Below are 19,506 nucleotides of genomic sequence, written 5' to 3'. Positions count from 1 at the left end.
CTAAGGTTTTATTTTGAGAATTATTAGATTTTTTATTTCTTAAATTAGAGGATAGTTTTGTTAGCTTTCTTGTAAGTGTGGTATTTTCTGCTAACTTAGATTTGTCAATTTTTGAGATTTTAAAATCCGTTTGGTTACTATTTTTATTTTGTTCAATTTGTATTAAATCATCCTCTTTTTGGCAACTAGATAACACAAATGCAACCCCGAAGAGCAACATTACTAATTTAAAATACTGTTTACATTTTCTTTTTTTCAATCGTTTGGTTGGTTTTAAAAATTAGTGATTTTAACTATTAAAAACCAAGTGTATAATAATAACAATCTCACAACACCTTTTTGTACCATTCATCGAAAACTACAACTTATTTGCACTTTTCGTTACGGTAAAAACCGTAATTGGAGTGAAAACGCAAATTTTGCACACAAAAAAAAGCCACTACTTGCGTAATGGCTTTTAGTTTTTATTTTTATATGCGTAAACGCGATTAGTTTATATCTGTTTTATTTTAGCATTAGACACTTAACATCTAAAGTCTTAATTAAGAATTAATTACGCCATTATTAGCTAACAGATATAGCCACGACTTCATTAATAACCCAATTTTCTTTTTCTCTCTTAAATAAAATAATACTAGAACTACCATTGAGTTTTTCTTTAAACCAACTCACATACACCATAGCCTTATTGTGCTCTTTATTAATAATCATTTTACTAAAGTAAAGTATGCCACCTACATTATTTCCACTAAATTCCTCACTTCTTTTAAAGGACTTAATATCTTTTTCCTCAATAATTTTCACCGCAAAATTATGATTAGAAAACACTGTTGTTTTCTCAGGAACATAACTAATTTCGGTACTCGAATTTTTAATTATATTTTTATAATCTTTTGGAAGATAATTCTTGTAACTTACTAAGTAATTATCTGAAGATGTTTGTACAACAAATAATTTTAACTTACTTATACTATCAGGCCTTATTAGTACTGCTTTTTTACTAAGACCATCTTTATATTCTTCGAAAGAGGGAGGCGTGTTATACCTTATATCTATTACAGATTTCGTTAAAAAGGAATCGAAAGTATCATTATAGACACTTAAGCTCTTTTGTTTTTCTTTACATCCAAAAACTAAAGTAAATAATAATAGAATAAAACATTTATAAATCACACGGGGTTGTATATTCATCATTATGTACATTTAAAGATAAGTTGGCTAAATTTTGTAGTTGAGTACTATTAGTTAATTGTCTCTGTAGACCATAGGCATTGAGACCTGTCCAAGCGAAAAACTCATAACTTGAAACAGATTGAGAATTGTTATCAAATTTTCTTTTTTTCATTAATTTGGTTGGTTTTAAAAATTATTAATTTTTACTTATTAAAAGCAAGTGTATAATAATAATAATAACAATCTCACAACACCTTTTTGTACCATTCATCGAAAACTACAACTTATTTGCACTTTTCGTTACGGTAAAAACCGTAATTGGAGTAAAAACGCAAATTTTGCACAAAAAAAAGCCACTACTTGCGTAATGGCTTTTAAATTTTATGCTAACAATAGTGTACACTATATATCTAATTCATCAGGAAATCCTTCATCTTCATCTAATCCGTCTGAGTTTGCGTCTGGGTTATACTTATCACAATCGACCGCTATAGATAAGTCTTCAGGTCTTTCAAAATCACCTTTAGAAATTTCTAAATCTTCATCTTCGTAACAGCTGCGCATATACATTCCCCAAATAGGTAATGCCATCGAGGCTCCTTGACCGTAAGTAATGGTTTTAAAGTGAACCGATCTGTCTTCTGCTCCTACCCAAACACCAGTAACTAGGTTTGGCACCATACCCATAAACCAACCGTCACTTTGGTTTTGTGTGGTTCCTGTTTTTCCGGCAATAGGGTTTGTAAATTGATAGGGATAGCCTGTAATAATTTCTTGATACATTTTATTCCATTTTTCGGCTCCTTGCGTTCTTAAGCGCGTTCCCGAGCCAGAAGTAGTAACGCCTTCCATTAATTTTACAGTAACATACGCCGATTCGGCACTTAAAACATCGCGAGTTTCTGGTGTAAACTGAAATAATACCGTACCATTTTTATCTTCAATACGCTCTATCATTACTGGCTTGGTGTACACACCCTTGTTTGCAAAAGCAGCATAGGCGCCTACCATTTCGTAAACGCTAATATCGGCCGTTCCTAGACCTATAGAAGGCACGGCAGGAATAGTAGACTCTATCCCTAATTTCTTTGCTAAATCGACTACGGGTTGGGGGCCCACCTTATCCATTAATCGTGCTGTAATAGTATTTATCGATCCCGCTAAACCTTGTTGTAAAGTTACCTCACCACCATATCTGCCACTAGCATTTTTAGGTGTCCAAGGTTCCATATTACCAAACTTACCTTTTTCGATAGTAATTTGTGAGCGCGGTAATTTATCGCATGGCGACATATGAAGCTGGTCGATGGCTGTGGCATATACAAACGGTTTAAAAGTAGAACCTACTTGACGTTTCCCTTGCTTAACATGGTCGTATTGAAAGTGTCTAAAATCGATACCACCAACCCACGCTTTTACTAGGCCTGTTTTAGGGTTCATACTCATCATTCCAGTATGTAAAAATGACTTGTAATAACGCATAGAGTCGATAGGTTTCATAATCGTATCGATTTCTCCTCCCCACGAAAACACGGTCATTTTTGTTGGCTTTTGAAAGGATTCGCGAATGTCTTTATCGGCAATTTTCAAATCATATTTCATGTGTCTCCAACGTTCCGATTGTTTCATAGAGCGTTCAATTAACGCCTCTACTTCATCGTTAGACAAGTCTAAAAAGGGGGCCGTTTTATTTCTCTCGGGTGTGTTTTGATGAAAAAATTCTGATTGTAATTTATTCATATGCTTTTTCACCGCCGCTTCAGCATAGGTTTGCATACGCGAATCAATAGTTGTATAAATTTTTAATCCGTCGTTATATAAGTTATATTTTGAACCGTCTGGTTTTGGGTTTTCATTAATCCATTCTTTCATATAACCGTCCAGATACCCTCTAAAATAAGTGGCTATCCCTTCACGGTGAGATTCTGGTGTGTAGTTTAAATCTAAGTCGGATTTTTGTAAAGAATCTTTAACGGTTTCCGAGATATACCCGTACTTTTCCATTTGCGACAATACCACATTCCTTCTGTTTTTAACTCCTACAGGGTTTCGGTTTGGTCTCGGATTGTACAATGCTGAATTTTTAAACATCCCCACTAGCATTGCCGATTCTTTAATAGATAATTCTTTAGGCTCTTTACCAAAATAAATACGCGCTGCCGAACGGATACCATCAGCATTATTATTAAAATCGTAGATATTAAAGTATTGTGTAACAATCTCTTCTTTGGTGTATTGTCGCTCTAAACGAATGGCTATAACCCATTCTTTAATTTTCTGAATGATACGCTCTGCGATGTTCGAGGACCCTTCACCGTGAAATAATTGCTTAGCTAATTGCTGCGAAATAGTACTCGCACCACCACCAGCGCCTAATTTTACAAGGGCACGAACGGTTCCCAAGCCATCAATTCCAGAGTGACCATAATACCTCGCATCTTCGGTAGCAATTAACGCCTCTACCAAATGTTTAGGAAACTCCTCGTAACTTACCGGCGTACGGTTGTCGTTAAAATAAAACTTACCTAACGTTTTACCATCACTAGAAATAATTTCTGAGGCTAAATTAGTATTCGGGTTTTCCAATTGCGTGTGATCGGGCATATCACCAAAAACGCCCCATGACGCTAACGAAAATATAAGTACAACTGCTGCAATACCAATTAAAAATAAAATCCAGAATCCGCGAACGTACTTAGCGAAACTTTGAGTGTTTTGGGCTTCTTTTTTCTTTGCCATCTATTATGTATTACTTTTTTAGTGTTCTGCTGAAAGTTCCTCAATTCTAAAGCCGATATCGGTTACCCCTTCTAAATCTAACACACCATTAACGTCACCATTCTTTCGCATAGCGTGTTGGATCTTTACAGTGTACTCGCCACTCTCCTCAAAAACCACCCCTTCTTTATACCACAATTTATTTTCTTTTACACTACTTAACCCAGTCCCTAAGAGGGTTCCATCGGGAGCGGCCATTCTATACTCTAACGTATCTTTCACCGCTTTTCCGTTAGGGAAATTCATTTCTACGATAAGATATAGATTATTAAATTTGTACGCATTGGTATTACGTAAGTTTACAAACAAATTGTAAGGACTTATAGAATCGGGCGCCGTAATATTAAAGCTTATAACATCGTTTTTATTCCACGCTTCGGGCACGGTCTTATACGTATCGAAAACAGCATTCGAATCGCACGAAAACACACACAAGCTACACACTAATACTAACAGTAATCTACTCAGCATTTTTGTTTTTATTTTTGAATTACGCGTTGTCTTGGCCTTTTATATCTCCTTTTCCTTGATCACTTTTGGTGTTGCCTTTACTAGATGCTTTGTCACTTCCTTTTTCAGCGCTTTGAGTCTTCTCTCTACTTTTCACCGGCCCCTTACTCTGGTCGATTTTTGCTGTCCTATCGTCATTTTTAGCTCTTGGCTTCGGGCGTTGTTTAGGTCTCGGTTTTGGTTTATTTTGCGTTTTTGGTTCCGCTTTATTGGCCGACTTATTATCTACTTTACTTTCCGGTTTATTCCTTGGCTTATTAGGCGCATTCCCTTTTGGTTTATCTAGAGTATTTACCTCTTTTTTATCTCCAGGTTTTCTCGTGTTTTTATTTTTTGGGTTTCGGCCTTTAGTGTTTTTACGTTTTTTTGAGCCTTTTGGACTATCAAAACGTGTTAAACTATCTTGACCTACCACGTTTTCGAAATCAGATTTAATATCTTCTTCTAATAAATCTGAAGCGTATTCTTCTAAGCTTTCTACTTTTTCTTTTTTTCGATTAAGTTCTATAATTTCTCTCGCCTGATCGGTAGTAATTTTATGCCAGTTCATCCATTCCCCTTCGTAAGCATACCACATATGTCCTTTAAAGATGTCGGTCTTTTGGCATACGGCCGTTCCTTTCTCGGTAAATAGTTTAATATCTGTTTTAGGAAATGCTTTTAAGGCATCTAAATACGAATCGAGTTCGTAATTTAAACAACATTTTAGTTTACCACATTGTCCCGCTAATTTTTGAGGATTTAATGACAATTGTTGGTAACGTGCTGCCGAGGTGCTTACCGATCTAAAATCGGTTAACCAAGTAGAGCAACACAATTCGCGACCACAAGAACCAATTCCTCCTAAACGTGCTGCTTCTTGACGAAAACCAATTTGTTTCATCTCGATTCGCGTTCTAAATTCTTTGGCAAAGAGTTTAATTAATTCTCTAAAATCAACACGATCTTCAGCGGTATAATAAAACGTCACTTTACTGGCGTCTCCTTGAAACTCTATATCTGAGATTTTCATTTGAAGATTTAAACCGATAGCAAATTGGCGTGCTTTAACCTTCATTGGCTCTTCTTTATCTCGCGCTTCCGTCCAAATATCAATATCTTTTTGCGATGCTTTTCTGTATATTTTTAAAACGTCTTCCGTTTGGCTTACCTTTTTGCGTTTCATTTGCACACGCACTAATTCGCCTGCTAAAGTTACCATTCCAATATCGTGCCCCGATTGTGCTTCGGTAGCAACAACATCCCCTATGCTTAACGATAGGTTTTCTGTATTTTTATAATAGTGTTTTCGTCCGTTTTTAAAACGTACTTCCACAAAATCGAAAGGTTTTTCTCCGTTTGGAACAGACATGTTAGATAACCAATCGAAAACAGTTAACTTATTGCAACTGTCTGTACCGCAGGTTCCGTTATTTTTGCAGCCACCAGGTTGACCGTCTTTTGTTGAGCAGCTTGTACAAGCCATATATGTATATGTTGATTCTGAACGACTTAACGCCAGAAGATGATTAATAAAATCGTCTGTTTTTTAAGTTAAAACCAGACAATACAAAGTTTTACTTTGATTTGTAAATATAAGATTATTCTAAAGACTATAAAACATAAAAAAAGCCTGATTAGTATATCAGGCTTTTGAATATTTTATAGGGAATACGATTATTTTTTGACGGGTTCAAAAATAGTCCTTAACTCTTTCTTATGGGGCAAATGATCTGCGCGCCCTTTTTTGAAAATATCGTTGCTATTTCCTTGTCCTTTACGCAATTCTTTTTGAGCTTCGAAGGGTAAGGCATGAACCTCTTTACACGCGATAGAACAGCAGTTATCTAGTTCTGTTTTGCACGATTCACATTGTATAAAAAGTAAGTGGCACGCCTGGTTTGCACAGTTTACGTGTGTATCGCAAGCGGCGCCACATTGGTGACAATTTGCAATAACGTCTTCGCTAATTTTTTCGGCCCTACGGTCGTCGAACACAAAGTTTTTACCTAAAAATTTGTTTTCTAAGTCTTGCGCTTTTACTTGGCGTGTATATTCAATAATACCCCCTTCTAGTTGGTACACATTTTTAAAGCCTTTGTGCTTAAAATACGCACTTGCTTTTTCACAGCGAATACCACCGGTGCAGTACATAACCAAGTTTTGATTTTCTTTATGCTCCTTTAAATCTTCTTCAATAATATCTAAAGATTCTCTAAAGGTATCAACATCTGGCGTAACGGCGTTTTTAAAATGGCCAATCTCACTTTCGTAATGATTGCGCATATCAACAAGCACTGTGTTTTTATCTTCTATAAGCGCATTAAATTCAGTGGCAGCGACGTGCACCCCTTTGTTGGTGACATCGAAAGCACCATCTTCCAATCCGTCGGCAACAATTTTATGGCGCACTTTCACCTTCAGCTTTAAAAACGACATGTTATCTTGTTCTACCGCGATATTTAATCTAATATCTTTAAGGAAATCGATAGTCTCTAGATGTGTTTTAAAGGCATTAAAACGATTTGCCGGTAAAGATAATTGGGCGTTAATACCTTCGGTTGCGACGTAAATTCGACCTAAGACGTCTAAGGCATCCCAGTTTAAAAATAAATGATCACGAAGCATTTGTGGGTTGCCAATTTTGGCATACTGATAAAAAGAAAGTGTTAAACGCTCTTGCCCGGCGTTTTCTATAAGTTCTACTCTCTCTTTGGCACTTAGTTTATTGTACAGTTGCATGCTATACTAATTTTTTAAGGTTAAAGACTCATTTCTGCAAAAGTACTCATTTCTACGGTTTAGGGCAAAAAAAAGTCCTTTACGCTCTGCAAAGGACTTTTAATAGACTAACTCGTTATTATTTTTTTATTGCTAAAAAAAACACGAGCTAACCACCATCGGCTCTACAGCTACTGTTAACATAAACAGAGACTGAAACACCTAATGTTTTTGACATTAAAATTCTTTTTAAATATTTCATGACTTTAATACTATTTAATTAAAGTTAGACTTATAAAACAGGTGTAAATAATCTTTTTCATAGCTAATTTTTTCCCGCTTTATTAAGTAGATGCAAAAAGAGCAAAAAGGTTGCGTCATAAAATTGTAATACTTAAAATGAAGTAGTATTTTAGCCTAACAAATACGAAAAAACAAAAAGATGAGCAGCGAAAAAGAAGCAAAATTAAAAGCGCTTAAACTAACATTAGATAAGTTAGATAAAGCGTATGGAAAAGGAACAGTAATGAAAATGAGCGACGCTGCAGTAGTAGATGTTGAGGCTATTCCGTCTGGATCTCTAGGATTAGATATCGCCTTAGGCGTTGGTGGCTACCCAAGAGGTCGTGTTATAGAAGTTTACGGGCCAGAATCTTCTGGTAAAACCACATTAACCTTACACGCTATTGCCGAAGCACAAAAATTAGGAGGTATTGCAGCATTTATAGATGCAGAGCACGCTTTCGATCGTTTTTATGCGGCAAAATTGGGCGTAGATATTGATAACTTGATTATTTCTCAACCAGATAATGGTGAGCAAGCTTTAGAAATTACAGATAATTTAATCCGTTCGGGAGCCATTGATATTGTTGTTATTGACTCGGTCGCAGCATTAACTCCAAAAAGTGAAATTGAAGGCGAAATGGGCGATTCTAAAATGGGATTACACGCGCGTTTAATGTCTCAAGCGCTGAGAAAATTAACCGCATCGATTAGCAAAACTAATTGTACCGTAATCTTTATTAACCAATTACGTGAGAAAATTGGGGTTATGTTCGGAAATCCAGAAACAACCACTGGTGGTAACGCCTTAAAATTCTATGCTTCTGTACGTTTAGATATTAGACGTTCTACTCAAATTAAAGATACCGATGGTAACGTTATGGGAAATAAAACCCGTGTTAAGGTTGTTAAAAACAAAGTAGCACCACCATTTAGATTGGCAGAATTCGACATTATGTATGGTGAAGGTATTAGTAAAGTTGGTGAAGTTTTAGACGTCGCGGTAGACAAAGAAATCGTTAAGAAAAGCGGTTCTTGGTTTAGCTATGGCGACACCAAATTAGGACAAGGTCGTGATGCTGTTAAAGCCATAATAAAAGACAACCCTGAGTTATTTGAGGAACTAGAACAGAAGATTAAAGAACTTATAAAAGAAGATTCTAAACAATAGTCTACCACTTTCTACACTTAATAAAATCCCGATCTCTTCGGGATTTTTTTTGTTTTTACACGCAACCTTTTTGCTCTTTTTGCATCTACCTATAAATACGCAATTTTTTAAGTCTATTTATTATCTATGAAAAAGCGACTATTTGCTTGTATAGCTCTACTACTGTTATCGTGTAACGTCAATGACGATTCATTGCGCAGTTACCAGACCTTACTCCCCATTGAATCTGTTACTATTCCTGACGCATTTATAATAGACGACGTCTATGCTATTACGCTATTTTATATAAAACCCACAAATTGTCATTCTTTTAGCGATATTTATTACTCAAAAGACCACAACGAACGTACCGTTTCTATTATTAGTACGGTGTACACCAACGCGAATTGTAACGAGATTAATGCGATAACTGAAGCCTCTTTTAATTTTAAAGCCACTTCTGCTGGCACTTATAAATTTATGTTTTGGAGTGGTAAAGATGAAAATAATGAAGATATTTACCTTAATTACGAGATACCAGTAATAGAATAACTAATAACTAAACCATTTAGATAATTGAGTTTAGATCGGCTCATAGAAAATTGCAAGGCCAATGATACTAAAGCACAAAGCGAACTCTACACGCTCTTTTCGAGCACATTGTTTTCGTTATGCTTAAAGTATTCGCGGTCTTATGCCGAAGCGGAAGATAATTTACAAGATGCGTTTATAACTATTTTTAAAAAAATAAATCAGTATAAAAATAAAGGATCGTTTGAAGGGTGGATAAAACGAATAACGATAAACACAGCCTTACAACGCTACCGGAAACAAAGCGGCGTATTCTCCATTATAAAAGAAGAAGATATTGCAGATGAGACCATAACGGAAGAAGACGAAAATCAAGTATCGCTACACTATTTATTGAAAATAATACAAGAATTGCCAGACCAATACCGCTTGGTTTTTAACCTTTATGTTTTAGACGGTTATTCGCATCAAGATATCGCTGAAGCACTAAAAATAAACACAGGAACCTCGAAATCTAATTTAGCGCGAGCGCGACAGATTTTAAGGACAAAAATTAAAGCATATAAAATGGGATTACAGTCCCAATCATAATATTATGGGTAACAAAAAACACATCGATAGACTTTTTCAGGAAAAGTTTAAAGACTTTGAAGCCAAACCAAGCGACGCCGTTTGGCAAAACATTAAAAAACAATTAAACCCACCAAAAGAAACCGCTAAACCAGTCGTTCCTTTATGGTCTAAATGGGCAGCGATTGCTGCGATAGTTTTAGTTTTGATGACTGCCGGTATTAACGTATTTACCAACGGCACCACAAATACCGATAGTCCATCAGGAGAAGAGACCACCAGAAGCACCACAAACTCCTCGTCTTCAACTTCAATAGGAACTAAGGAAACTGTTGGAAACGTTACCGATCACGAAAACCAAATAGTGGATTCCACAAATCAGTCTACAACCAACACTCTTTCAAACGGCACTAAACACACCCCGACAGTAACGCACTCTACTGCTCAAGAATTGAATAGTTCTTCCGTAGAGAACAAACGTAACGGCATTTATTCAAAAGGAAATCCACCGTCTAAAGCCTCTCAAGATGCAGCAGTGGCGAATCCTTCCTCAATAGTCGGCAACACTAAAAAGAAAGACAGAGGTAAGACTTCAACGCGCTTAAACACTTCAGCCACAAACACCCCATTAGCATCTACATCCTCTTCATCCCTTTCCCAATCTAAACCAAAATCTAATTCCCAACCGGCTGATAAACAAAATGCTACTACAATTACCGCAAATTCTTCAAAAAAGAATAGTAATTTATATTCTAATCCTTATAAAAAAAACACCCTCAACGTAAAAACTACTGAAGAATTATTTAATACTAAAGAGACAATAACACCTCTAGATTATACCGATTTAACAAAAAAAAAGACTACAGACGAGAGCCCAATAATCGACTCTTCGTTAGGAGAATCGATAGAAGAAGCAATTGCCAGGCTAAAAAAATTGGATGAAAAAGTAAGAGCGATCCCTTTTAACAAGTGGAGTATTACGGCTAATGTTGCACCTGTTTATTACAATTCGCTTGGCACAGGCTCATCTATAGACGAACAATTTGTAAATAACTCTAAAGACGGAGAACTTAATATGAGTTACGGTATTCAAGTAGGTTACGCTTTAAATGATAAATTAACATTAAGATCGGGCGTAAACACCCTTAAGTTAAGTTACGACACGGCTGGCGTTGTGGTGTATCAAAGCGTATCGACAGGAAACCCAGATATAAAACCACTTCGTCATATTGATTTTGAAACGACACCCAACGGCGAAAATTTATCGGTTTTAAGTACCGAAAGTTTTAATGTTCAACAAATAAACAGTATTTTTAATGATAACTTTAACGCCGCTTTAAGCCAGAGAATGAGTTATATAGAAGTGCCCTTAGAATTGGAGTACGCCCTTATTAACAAACGTATGGGCTTACATATAATTGGTGGTATGAGTACCTTTTTCTTAAGCGATAACCAAGTGGTTACCGAGTTTGATAATTATAAAACAAAAATTGGAGAAGCCAATAACATTAACGATATTAGCTTTAGCACGAATCTTGGTTTGGGGTTAGATTATAATTTTTCTAAAACGTTTACCTTTAATTTCGAGCCTACTTTTAAGTACCAAATTAACACCTACAGCGCATCTTCAGGAAATTTCAAACCCTATATTATTGGGGTTTATACTGGATTTAGCTATACATTTTAAGTAGTAAACTTAGTAGGTAGGTTTATTATTTTCTCTCGATACTATCGAGAACATATGAAAAAACTGTTCGGTGTCATGAACAGTTTTTTTGTTTTTTGTGAAACACGTGAAGTTGTTCTAAAACTATATTTCTTACCTGCTCTCTAAGGATTTTAGTCTCTTTAATAGTCAGCCCTTCAGTGTCTACAAACCGATGCATTTTAACGCGCATTCTACCAGGGCTACCGCTAAAGAAAGCGTATGAAAAGCGTTTTTTATTATCGGCAAACGTAATAGGTACAATCGGGATTTGATGATTAATGGCAAGCCTAAATGCACCATCCTTAAATTCGGCCAAATCGATATGTTCTTCGGGCACCATTCCCTCAGGAAAAATACAAATACTTAGACCTTGTTTTAAGCGTTTCTGAGCTCTTAAAAACACGGCGTGTCTACTTCTAGGACTCGTTCTATCGACTAGAATGCACGTACGTTTATAAAAGAATCCAAAGATCGGTATTTTACCAAGCTCTTGTTTGCCCACAAATACAAAAGGATTTTTCACGGTTACCAACATCAACATAATATCGGTCATCGAGGTATGGTTAGCCACAAACATGTAACTCTTGCCTTTTATAGTTTTTTGATCGCGCTTAATACGAGTTTTACACCCCATACCTATAAGAATAAATCGCGCCCAGAGTCGCGCTAACTTAAAGAAAAATGGATACCACTCTTCCTTTAATATCGAAATTAAAAGCAACGGCGATAACACTATTATCGGTATAGCGAGTAAGATATAAAACCAAACACGATAGAGAAAGGTGAAAATGTATTTAAAAAAAATCATAAGCGGTAAAAATACATAATTGAATTGACGTAAATGGTTCCATTTTATTTAAAAAAAGTACCTTTGTTTTTAGAATTGAAATTAAGTTTAATTTAATGAGACTCTCACTTTCGTGGGAAACACTATGTCAAGAATACTTACAGGAATACAAAGCACAGGAACGCCACATTTAGGAAACATTTTAGGCGCATTACTACCGGCAATCGAAATGTCTAAAAATACAGATAATGATGCGTTTTTATTTATTGCCGATTTACATTCATTAACACAGATTAAGGATGCTAAAACAATGCGTAACAACACCTATTCTACGGCTGCCACTTGGCTAGCTCTAGGTTTAGATATAGAGAAAACGGTGTTTTATAGACAAAGTGATATTCCGCAAACTACGGAGTTGACGTGGTATTTAAGTTGTTTTTTTCCTTACCAACGCTTAACATTAGCACATAGTTTTAAAGATAAGGCCGACCGTTTAGACGATGTAAACTCTGGGTTATTTAACTACCCTATGTTAATGGCTGCCGATATTTTATTATACGATGCAGACATTATCCCGGTAGGAAAAGACCAATTACAACATATAGAAATGACACGTGATGTGGCCTCTCGTTTCCACGCAAAAATGGGCGACACGTTTGTAATGCCGGAAGGAAAAACAGAAGAAAATACTAAACTTATTCCTGGAATTGATGGTGCCAAAATGAGCAAAAGTAAAGGCAATACGATTAATATTTTTTTACCAGAAAAACAATTACGCAAACAAATAATGAGTATTGAAACCGATAGCACTGCGCTTGAGGCGGCTAAAGATTGGAGCACCTGTAATTGTTTTGCTATTTATAGTTTATTAGCTTCGGATGCTGAAATTGAAACGATGAAAGCCAACTATGACAATGGTAATTATGGGTACGGTCACGCCAAACAAGCGTTATACGAATTGGTTTTAAAAACCTTTGAAACCCCTCGCGAACGCTACACTTATTATATGAATAATTTGGACGCCATAGACGACGCCTTAGCGAAAGGCGCCGAAAAAGCAAGAGTAGTTGCTACTGCCGTTTTAAAACGTGTGCGCGCAAAAATAGGGTATTAAATAATCTCAAATAATTTACCAGGTAGTGGTCTTACCACGCCTTTTAATTCCATAGTTAACAATATGCCAGCCAGTTTATAGGTTGGCATATTGCATTTTAAAGCAATAACATCCAAGAGTTCTTTATCGTGGCCTTCTAAAAATTGATATACTATCTTTTCGTTATCGTCCAATTCTACAAACAACTGTTTTTGTATTGCCGGTTTCTCGTTATCTTCTAATTGCCAATTCAATAGATAAGGAACGTCTAGTGGTGTAGATAGCAAATGGGCTTTTTGATATTTAATGAGGTTATTACAGCCGACACTTTGCGAATCGGTAGTGCGACCGGGAACGGCAAACACATCGCGATTATACGAATTGGCAATATCGGCCGTCACTAAACTCCCGCCTTTTTCGGCAGACTCGATAACTATTGTCGCTTCGCTAATGCCCGCGATAAGGCGGTTACGTTTTAAGAAATTATTTCTATCAAACACTGCTGTACTCCAAAAATCGGTATAGAAGCCCCCATTATTTTCTACGTCGGCCATATACTTTTTATGCACTTTAGGATAAATCTGATTCAGCCCGTGCGCCAAACAACCAATATTTTGAAGCTTGTTTTTAATGGCGGCCTTTTGCGCTGTAATATCAGTACCGTAAGCAAACCCCGAAACAATAACAGGATCATAAAGCGCTAGTTCTTCCACCAACCGCTCGCAGAATGCGATACCGCTCGTTGTTATTTTTCGGGCCCCTACAATACTAATAATATGTTTTTTGTTGAGGTTTATTGTGCCGGCTTCAAATAATAAAATCGGACTATCAATACAATGCTTCAATTTTTCTGGATACTTTTCAGAAGTAAAATAATGCGCCTTTATACCTTCCTCTTTAATAAATTTTAATTCTTGTTCGGCAGCTTCCAAATGGTTTCTTTCAAACAAATCATTAAGAGTGAGTGTTCCTATACCATCAATTTTTAATAAATTATGGCGTTTTTCTTTCATCACAGCCTCAGCCGATCCACAGTGATTAATCAATTTCTTAGCCGTTGTGTCCCCTATTCGAGCTACATTTTGCAACGCTAAAGTATAAAGCAAGTCATTTTCCGTCATAGCAAACCATTGATTTAGAGACTACAATAAACAAATTTTATAACTGTTAATAAAAAGTACGGCTTAAGTTTTATTCACAAACAAAAAAAATTAACTTTGTTATTATGCAATTAGAGACTTACATAAGCGATTTATTATACCGTTACGACTGTGTTATGGTGCCAGAATTTGGCGCTTTTATATCACAACGTGTATCGGCGACCGTTAATAACACAACAAACGCCTTTTATCCACCAAAAAAATTGTTGTCGTTTAATGAACAAATTCAAACCAACGATGGCTTGTTAGCACGCTATATTGCAGATGTTGAAAACATTTCGTTTGAAGACGCTTTGGTATTAATCGCTAAAGAAGTGACCGCTCTAAAATCGCTTTTAACCGAAGGCAAAATCATTACTTTTAAACATATTGGTGATTTGGTATTTAATAGTGAAGGAAAAATACAGTTTACTCCTTCGTACCATTTAAATTATTTAACTGATGCTTTTGGTTTATCTCAGTTTGTCTCTCATTCTATGGGCAGAGAAACGTACACGAAAGAAGCCGAAGCTATAGAGAAAGTCATTCCTATTGCCGATACGCCAAAAAGACGCCGTGCACGCCCTTATTTAAAGTATGCAGCAGTTGGAGTAATTGCTCTAACATTAGGTGGTTTTGGTGTCGCTAATTATTATGTAAATTCAGTGAATACACATAATGAAATCGCACAAGAAGAAGCCAACCAACAATTAGAACATAAAATACAAGAGGCTACTTTTGTAATTAGTAATCCGTTACCTGCAGTCACTCTAAAAGTTGAAAAAGAATCCGGAAATTACCATATTGTTGCCGGTGCATTTCGAGTGGAAGACAACTGTGATAAAAAGGTCGAAGAATTAAAAAATGAAGGATTTAACGCTCGTAAAATTGGCGTTAACAAATACGGATTACATCAAGTCATTTATTCTAGTTTTTCAGAAAGACGTGCCGCCATTAACGCGCTTAACGCTATTAAACGCTCAAATAACTCAAGCGCTTGGTTATTAGTAAAAGACTTAAACTAAGACTATTTTCCTTATAATTTTTAATAAAATAAAGACTATTTTCTCAAATGGTCTTACCTTTGCATTTGATTTAAACCATTTATCGGTTACAAAACGAATATAGATAGCTATTTTATGGAAGCAAAAACAGCAGAAGCATCAAAAACAATAATGACAGATTTGGTTTTACCAAGTGAGACCAATCCATTAAACAATTTATTTGGAGGTGAATTATTAGCTCGAATGGACCGTGCTGCCAGTATTGCAGCAAGACGCCACTCCCGCCGTATTGTTGTCACCGCATCGGTTAATCACGTTGAGTTTAATAGAGCTGTACCTCTAGGAAGTGTTGTTACGGTTGAAGCCAAAGTTTCTCGCGCATTTAAAACGTCGATGGAAGTCTATATTGACGTGTGGGTGGAAGACAGAGAATCTGGAATGCGTACAAAAGCGAACGAAGCCATTTATACTTTTGTTGCGGTAGACGAAACAGGAACACCAATTGCTATACCTGAAATTGTTGCAGAAAGTCCCTTAGAAATAGAACGTTACGAAGGTGCTTTAAGACGTAAACAACTAAGCTTAGTACTTGCTGGAAAAATGAAAGCTAAAGATGCTACAGAATTGAAAGCATTGTTTGCTTAAAACACCAAAAGACACCATAGTATTAAAAAAAGCTCCTGTAAATTACAGGAGCTTTTTTTACATCTTATAAATCCAAGAGGATGGATTTTGTGTGTGATTGTCTTTATAAATACTAAATTTTAATACCGTTTCTCCAGTATTAGGATTTGTAAACACCTCCCCAATATCTTGTTTTGTGGTTACCTTATCTCCAGCTTTTACATAGACTTTTCCTAAGTTATAATATACCGATATATAATTACCGTGTTTAACTAAAACCACTGGATTACTTCTTTTTTGCTGAATGATGCGCATTACTTCACCATTAAATATGGCACGTACTTTAGCGCCTTTCTCTGTAGAAATTCTTACCCCACTACTTTTAATGGTTAATGAACCATCGATGGGCGACGGCTGGTCTCCGTAACGCACTTTTACGACGCCTTTTTCTACTGGCCAAGGTAACTTACCTTTATTGCCTAAAAAGTCTTTTGCTAACGCCTTTGCTTCGGCAGTTAAGGCAAAACTTGACGAGGCTGTTGTTTTGGACGTTCCTGCCTTTTTATTGGATTTAGCAATTTCAGCTTTAATAATTTTATCGATCTCACGATCAATTCTATCGGCTTCCTGTTGCTTCGCTTTCACTTCGGCCGTGTATTTTGTTAAGTTACTTTTTATAGACTGCATGATTATTTCATGCTGTTTCATCTCGCGTTGTAAATCCTGTTGTATTTGTTTATTCTCGGCAATTAGCTTTCCTTTTTGTTCCTTTTGCTTCAATAATAAAGTGTTTGCTTCTTGTAATTCCTTTGTTTTCAACTTAATAATTTCGCCTTGTTCTTTTTGAAATTCGGCGTATTGATTTAAGTACTGCACCCGTTTATAGGCTTGTTTAAAATTGCTGGAAGACAACAAAAACATAATACGGCTTTGCTTATTTTTGTTTTTATACGACCGCTGAATCATTTTAGCATAATTGGCCTTTAAAGACGTTAATTCGTCTCTATATTCCGAAATTTGCTTTTGGTTATTATTAATTTCTCGCGTTAATAAATTGGTCTGCTGATTCGTTACTTTTATTAAATTACGCTGCACACTCACTTTGTAATTTAAGTTTTCTATTAGCGTTACTTCTGACTTCTGCTTGTCTTTATTAGAAGATACTAACGCATTAATTTTTTGGATTTCATTACGCAATTCCACACGGCGTGCTTCTAACTCTCTTTGCTTGCCAGATTGAGAAAACCCCACGTTGGCACATAATAAAAAGATTCCTAAAAGCAGCGTAAAACAGGTCGGTTGTATTCTCATTATTCTAAAGTAATTGCATCAAATCCTGAAGGAATTTTAAACGGAAAACGCAAGTCTTCATTTAAGTTTATTCCTTTCATTTCTATATTAATTTCTAATTCTTCGTCTTTTTCTAAAGCGATAATTTTTATGTGTTCGGGAAGGATTTCATTTTCGACATTTTGATAGGTTACGTAATCTATTTGAAGCAAACGCGACGTTTCTGATTGGGCAATTTGTTGCGAATCCATTTTGAAATGCGTTGGGTTTAACAATAAAAAAATCTCAAAAACATCTTCTTGTTGTTTGGGTTGTAACAAATACGACTTCTCGTAAATAGAGAGGTTATAATCACTGTGATCTAGAGGAAATAACGATTCGCCCAATAGCAGACTTTGTACTTTATTAAAGTTTAGTTCGGTACCCAACAACTCACTTAAATACGCGAAATCACCATCGAAATACGTGTTGTCTAATTTATTATAAAAAGCTACACGCGTTGGTGTAATCATAGCTTTTACGATGCCCAATTTACTCAACCAAATCACTTTACCTTTTTCCATTCGCAAAGAGAAGTTTACCGATTGCGACTTGTTTCCATTCTCTATTTCAATTTTGATTCGAGATGTTAAGGTTGTAAAGTCTGCGTTGTTTTTTGTGTTATTTTTTATAAGTTGTTTAGCCGACAAATTAGGGTTTAATGTACCGTCTGAAACTACCGTTTGAGTCGACTTACAGCCGGTAAAACTAAGCGTAATTCCTACTAGTAAAAGACCTAAAATACGTTGTATATTCATTTATTCTAAAGGTTCTAAAGATTTGGCTTTATCGCTAAACGCTTGTGCCTTTTTTAAATTATTTAAAGCCGTATGCGCCTTAGTAAGTTGCTTATAAAAATCGGCTTCCATTTTTGCGTTTTCAATAATATAATCAAATCCCATTTCCAACGTCTCAACGGCCTCTTTGTTGCGTTCTAATTGGTTTAGCGACACGCCATTAATAAGATATAAAACGGGCTGCGAAGGAAAACGCTCTAACGCTTGGGCACTTTTTTCCTGGGCAAGTTGATACTGTTTTAAATCGATATGCAAAAGTAATATATTTCTAATCAACCCGAAATTTTCAGGCTCCTTAGCTTCGGCTTGCAAATAGTACTCTAATGCTTTAGGTTTATTGTTTTTAACTAAATAATACTGCGCGAGTTCTATGAGCGTTTTTGCATTTGTAGTGGTTTGCGATATTTGCGAAGTAATAGCCACCAATTCGTTTTCGTATTGCTGGTTTTCACTTACAAAACGTACAAAATCGGCTAACACTTTTACTTTAGCTTCGGCAGCGATAGCTTTACTGCCTAACACGGTTTTCATAGACGCGATGGCCTCATCTTGCTTATTATCGTTTAAATAAAACTTGTATAAAGCTAAATGTACTAATTGCGATTCTGGGTGAATTTCTAGAAGTGTTTTAGCGGTTTCGTATGCTTTTTCCTCGTCATTATTTTCACTATAACGATAAATAAGGGCTAAGTAATTTTTTTCGACATCCGGATCTTTATCAACACGATCCTTTAAATTTTCGATTTGTTCTTTTTTTCGTCCGGTAGCCTTATAAATCCGGTTTCTGAGTTGGTCGCGATCGGAAGACAATCCTAATTCCTCATCCAATTCGTCCAAGACGTCTAAGGCGTCTTTATAATTTTGTGTTTGCACATAAATAGCGGCTAAATCTTCCTTATAATCTGGATGAAATTTAACGAGCTGTTTCACCGTTTTTATAGCTCTTCTATAATCTTTTAAATGCACATAAGCCGCATATAGTTCATCGAGATACCATTCGTTATCAGGCTCTTTACTCACTGCTTCTTTCAGCGCTTCTTCAGCTTCACCAAAATTCTTAAGCAGATTATAATTTTTTCCCAATTCGAAATACAATACAGATTCTGAATCGTCAATTTCGATACACTTTAAAAGTGCCGTGACCGATTTATCGTAATTTTCGATGGCTTTTTGTTTTAACGCTTCGAAAAAATACTCCTGAAATTCGTCGGTAACATTTCCGAGATCATCGTTTGGTGTATTTAATTCCTCTTGCGCGTAACTCGCTTGCGAAATACTGAATATTCCGAAAATTATAAGAGTTATGTAGCGCTTTAGCGTCATATTTAATT

At 35.9% G+C, this 19,506-nt stretch carries 18 protein-coding genes; 7 read left to right on the top strand and 11 right to left on the bottom strand.

Annotated elements, in window-relative coordinates; all coding sequences use genetic code 11:
* The 6 genes from ES676_RS08700 to trhO form a co-directional block, all read right to left on the bottom strand.
* Window positions 1-259 (bottom strand): hypothetical protein (locus ES676_RS08700; RefSeq protein WP_148369932.1); only part of this gene is annotated, 259 nt, incomplete at its 3' end.
* 305 nt (window positions 260-564) lie between these two features.
* On the bottom strand, window positions 565-1,194 hold the full coding sequence (locus ES676_RS08695; protein ID WP_148369931.1) for a hypothetical protein: 630 nt from the start codon (window positions 1,192-1,194) through the stop codon (window positions 565-567).
* A 381-nt stretch (window positions 1,195-1,575) separates the two neighbouring features.
* On the bottom strand, window positions 1,576-3,912 hold the full coding sequence (locus ES676_RS08690; RefSeq protein ID WP_148369930.1) for a penicillin-binding protein 1A: 2,337 nt from the start codon (window positions 3,910-3,912) through the stop codon (window positions 1,576-1,578).
* An 18-nt stretch (window positions 3,913-3,930) separates the two neighbouring features.
* Complete coding sequence (locus ES676_RS08685) at window positions 3,931-4,422, bottom strand: gliding motility lipoprotein GldH (RefSeq protein ID WP_148369929.1); 492 nt, start codon at window positions 4,420-4,422, stop codon at window positions 3,931-3,933.
* Window positions 4,423-4,441: 19 nt separating this feature from the next.
* Complete coding sequence (gene ricT, locus ES676_RS08680) at window positions 4,442-5,926, bottom strand: regulatory iron-sulfur-containing complex subunit RicT (RefSeq protein ID WP_148369928.1); 1,485 nt, start codon at window positions 5,924-5,926, stop codon at window positions 4,442-4,444.
* A 191-nt stretch (window positions 5,927-6,117) separates the two neighbouring features.
* Complete coding sequence (gene trhO / locus ES676_RS08675) at window positions 6,118-7,182, bottom strand: oxygen-dependent tRNA uridine(34) hydroxylase TrhO (protein WP_148369927.1); 1,065 nt, start codon at window positions 7,180-7,182, stop codon at window positions 6,118-6,120.
* A gap of 421 nt (window positions 7,183-7,603) precedes the next feature.
* Between trhO and recA the strand changes: the two genes are divergently transcribed.
* From recA to ES676_RS08655, 4 genes are all read left to right on the top strand, one after another.
* Window positions 7,604-8,614, top strand: coding sequence for a recombinase RecA (gene recA / locus ES676_RS08670; protein ID WP_148369926.1), 1,011 nt, complete (start codon window positions 7,604-7,606; stop codon window positions 8,612-8,614).
* A 126-nt stretch (window positions 8,615-8,740) separates the two neighbouring features.
* Window positions 8,741-9,145: a hypothetical protein gene (locus tag ES676_RS08665; RefSeq protein WP_148369925.1), complete on the top strand. Its 405-nt coding sequence runs from the start codon at window positions 8,741-8,743 to the stop codon at window positions 9,143-9,145.
* A gap of 24 nt (window positions 9,146-9,169) precedes the next feature.
* Window positions 9,170-9,715 (top strand): RNA polymerase sigma factor, encoded by a 546-nt coding sequence (locus ES676_RS08660; RefSeq protein ID WP_148369924.1) that lies wholly within the window; start codon window positions 9,170-9,172, stop codon window positions 9,713-9,715.
* 4 nt (window positions 9,716-9,719) lie between these two features.
* Window positions 9,720-11,381, top strand: a complete 1,662-nt coding sequence (locus tag ES676_RS08655) for an outer membrane beta-barrel protein (protein ID WP_148369923.1) — start codon at window positions 9,720-9,722, stop codon at window positions 11,379-11,381.
* A 73-nt stretch (window positions 11,382-11,454) separates the two neighbouring features.
* Here ES676_RS08655 and ES676_RS08650 read toward each other — a convergent pair whose 3' ends face one another.
* A complete protein-coding gene (locus ES676_RS08650) occupies window positions 11,455-12,210 on the bottom strand; it encodes a lysophospholipid acyltransferase family protein (protein ID WP_148369922.1) in 756 nt (251 codons plus the stop codon).
* 124 nt (window positions 12,211-12,334) lie between these two features.
* On the opposite strand from ES676_RS08650, the gene trpS reads away from it, so the two are divergent.
* Window positions 12,335-13,303, top strand: a complete 969-nt coding sequence (gene trpS, locus ES676_RS08645; RefSeq protein WP_148369921.1) for a tryptophan--tRNA ligase — start codon at window positions 12,335-12,337, stop codon at window positions 13,301-13,303.
* Here trpS and dprA read toward each other — a convergent pair.
* A complete protein-coding gene (gene dprA / locus ES676_RS08640) occupies window positions 13,300-14,403 on the bottom strand; it encodes a DNA-processing protein DprA (protein WP_148369920.1) in 1,104 nt (367 codons plus the stop codon). The genes trpS and dprA overlap by 4 nt on opposite strands.
* 104 nt (window positions 14,404-14,507) lie before the next feature.
* Here dprA and ES676_RS08635 point away from each other — a divergent pair, with 104 nt between their 5' ends.
* Entirely contained in the window at window positions 14,508-15,446 is a 939-nt protein-coding gene (locus ES676_RS08635; protein ID WP_148369919.1) for an HU domain-containing protein, read from the top strand.
* Window positions 15,447-15,560: 114 nt separating this feature from the next.
* Entirely contained in the window at window positions 15,561-16,070 is a 510-nt protein-coding gene (locus ES676_RS08630) for an acyl-CoA thioesterase (RefSeq protein ID WP_148369918.1), read from the top strand.
* A 57-nt stretch (window positions 16,071-16,127) separates the two neighbouring features.
* Here ES676_RS08630 and ES676_RS08625 read toward each other — a convergent pair whose 3' ends face one another.
* The 3 genes from ES676_RS08625 to ES676_RS08615 are packed head-to-tail and all read right to left on the bottom strand — an operon-like array spanning window position 16,128 to window position 19,498.
* Window positions 16,128-17,360 carry a murein hydrolase activator EnvC family protein gene (locus tag ES676_RS08625; protein ID WP_148369917.1) on the bottom strand — a complete coding sequence of 411 codons (1,233 nt, stop codon included), beginning with the start codon at window positions 17,358-17,360 and terminating at the stop codon, window positions 16,128-16,130.
* Window positions 17,360-18,136 (bottom strand): DUF4292 domain-containing protein, encoded by a 777-nt coding sequence (locus tag ES676_RS08620; RefSeq protein ID WP_148369916.1) that lies wholly within the window; start codon window positions 18,134-18,136, stop codon window positions 17,360-17,362. Before ES676_RS08620 ends, ES676_RS08625 begins: the two co-directional genes overlap by 1 nt.
* Entirely contained in the window at window positions 18,137-19,498 is a 1,362-nt protein-coding gene (locus ES676_RS08615; RefSeq protein WP_148369915.1) for a tetratricopeptide repeat protein, read from the bottom strand.
* Window positions 19,499-19,506 lie beyond the last annotated feature (8 nt).

Origin of the sequence: Bizionia saleffrena, from assembly GCF_008086175.1 — a bacterium.
GTDB lineage: Bacteria > Bacteroidota > Bacteroidia > Flavobacteriales > Flavobacteriaceae > Bizionia > Bizionia saleffrena.
This window is presented reverse-complemented; position numbering and strand designations above follow the sequence as displayed.

Bases quoted from the DNA above. Each gene is read 5' to 3' on its own strand.
- ES676_RS08635 (WP_148369919.1), top strand. From the start codon at position 14,508: ATGCAATTAGAGACTTACATAAGCGATTTATTATACCGTTACGACTGT.
- ES676_RS08615 (WP_148369915.1), bottom strand. From the start codon at position 19,498: ATGACGCTAAAGCGCTACATAACTCTTATAATTTTCGGAATATTCAGT.
- ES676_RS08665 (WP_148369925.1), top strand. From the start codon at position 8,741: ATGAAAAAGCGACTATTTGCTTGTATAGCTCTACTACTGTTATCGTGT.
- ES676_RS08620 (WP_148369916.1), bottom strand. From the start codon at position 18,136: ATGAATATACAACGTATTTTAGGTCTTTTACTAGTAGGAATTACGCTT.
- ES676_RS08690 (WP_148369930.1), bottom strand. From the start codon at position 3,912: ATGGCAAAGAAAAAAGAAGCCCAAAACACTCAAAGTTTCGCTAAGTAC.
- ES676_RS08695 (WP_148369931.1), bottom strand. From the start codon at position 1,194: ATGATGAATATACAACCCCGTGTGATTTATAAATGTTTTATTCTATTA.
- ricT (WP_148369928.1), bottom strand. From the start codon at position 5,926: ATGGCTTGTACAAGCTGCTCAACAAAAGACGGTCAACCTGGTGGCTGC.
- trhO (WP_148369927.1), bottom strand. From the start codon at position 7,182: ATGCAACTGTACAATAAACTAAGTGCCAAAGAGAGAGTAGAACTTATA.
- ES676_RS08625 (WP_148369917.1), bottom strand. From the start codon at position 17,360: ATGAGAATACAACCGACCTGTTTTACGCTGCTTTTAGGAATCTTTTTA.
- ES676_RS08650 (WP_148369922.1), bottom strand. From the start codon at position 12,210: ATGATTTTTTTTAAATACATTTTCACCTTTCTCTATCGTGTTTGGTTT.
- trpS (WP_148369921.1), top strand. From the start codon at position 12,335: ATGTCAAGAATACTTACAGGAATACAAAGCACAGGAACGCCACATTTA.
- ES676_RS08655 (WP_148369923.1), top strand. From the start codon at position 9,720: ATGGGTAACAAAAAACACATCGATAGACTTTTTCAGGAAAAGTTTAAA.
- recA (WP_148369926.1), top strand. From the start codon at position 7,604: ATGAGCAGCGAAAAAGAAGCAAAATTAAAAGCGCTTAAACTAACATTA.
- dprA (WP_148369920.1), bottom strand. From the start codon at position 14,403: ATGACGGAAAATGACTTGCTTTATACTTTAGCGTTGCAAAATGTAGCT.
- ES676_RS08685 (WP_148369929.1), bottom strand. From the start codon at position 4,422: ATGCTGAGTAGATTACTGTTAGTATTAGTGTGTAGCTTGTGTGTGTTT.
- ES676_RS08630 (WP_148369918.1), top strand. From the start codon at position 15,561: ATGGAAGCAAAAACAGCAGAAGCATCAAAAACAATAATGACAGATTTG.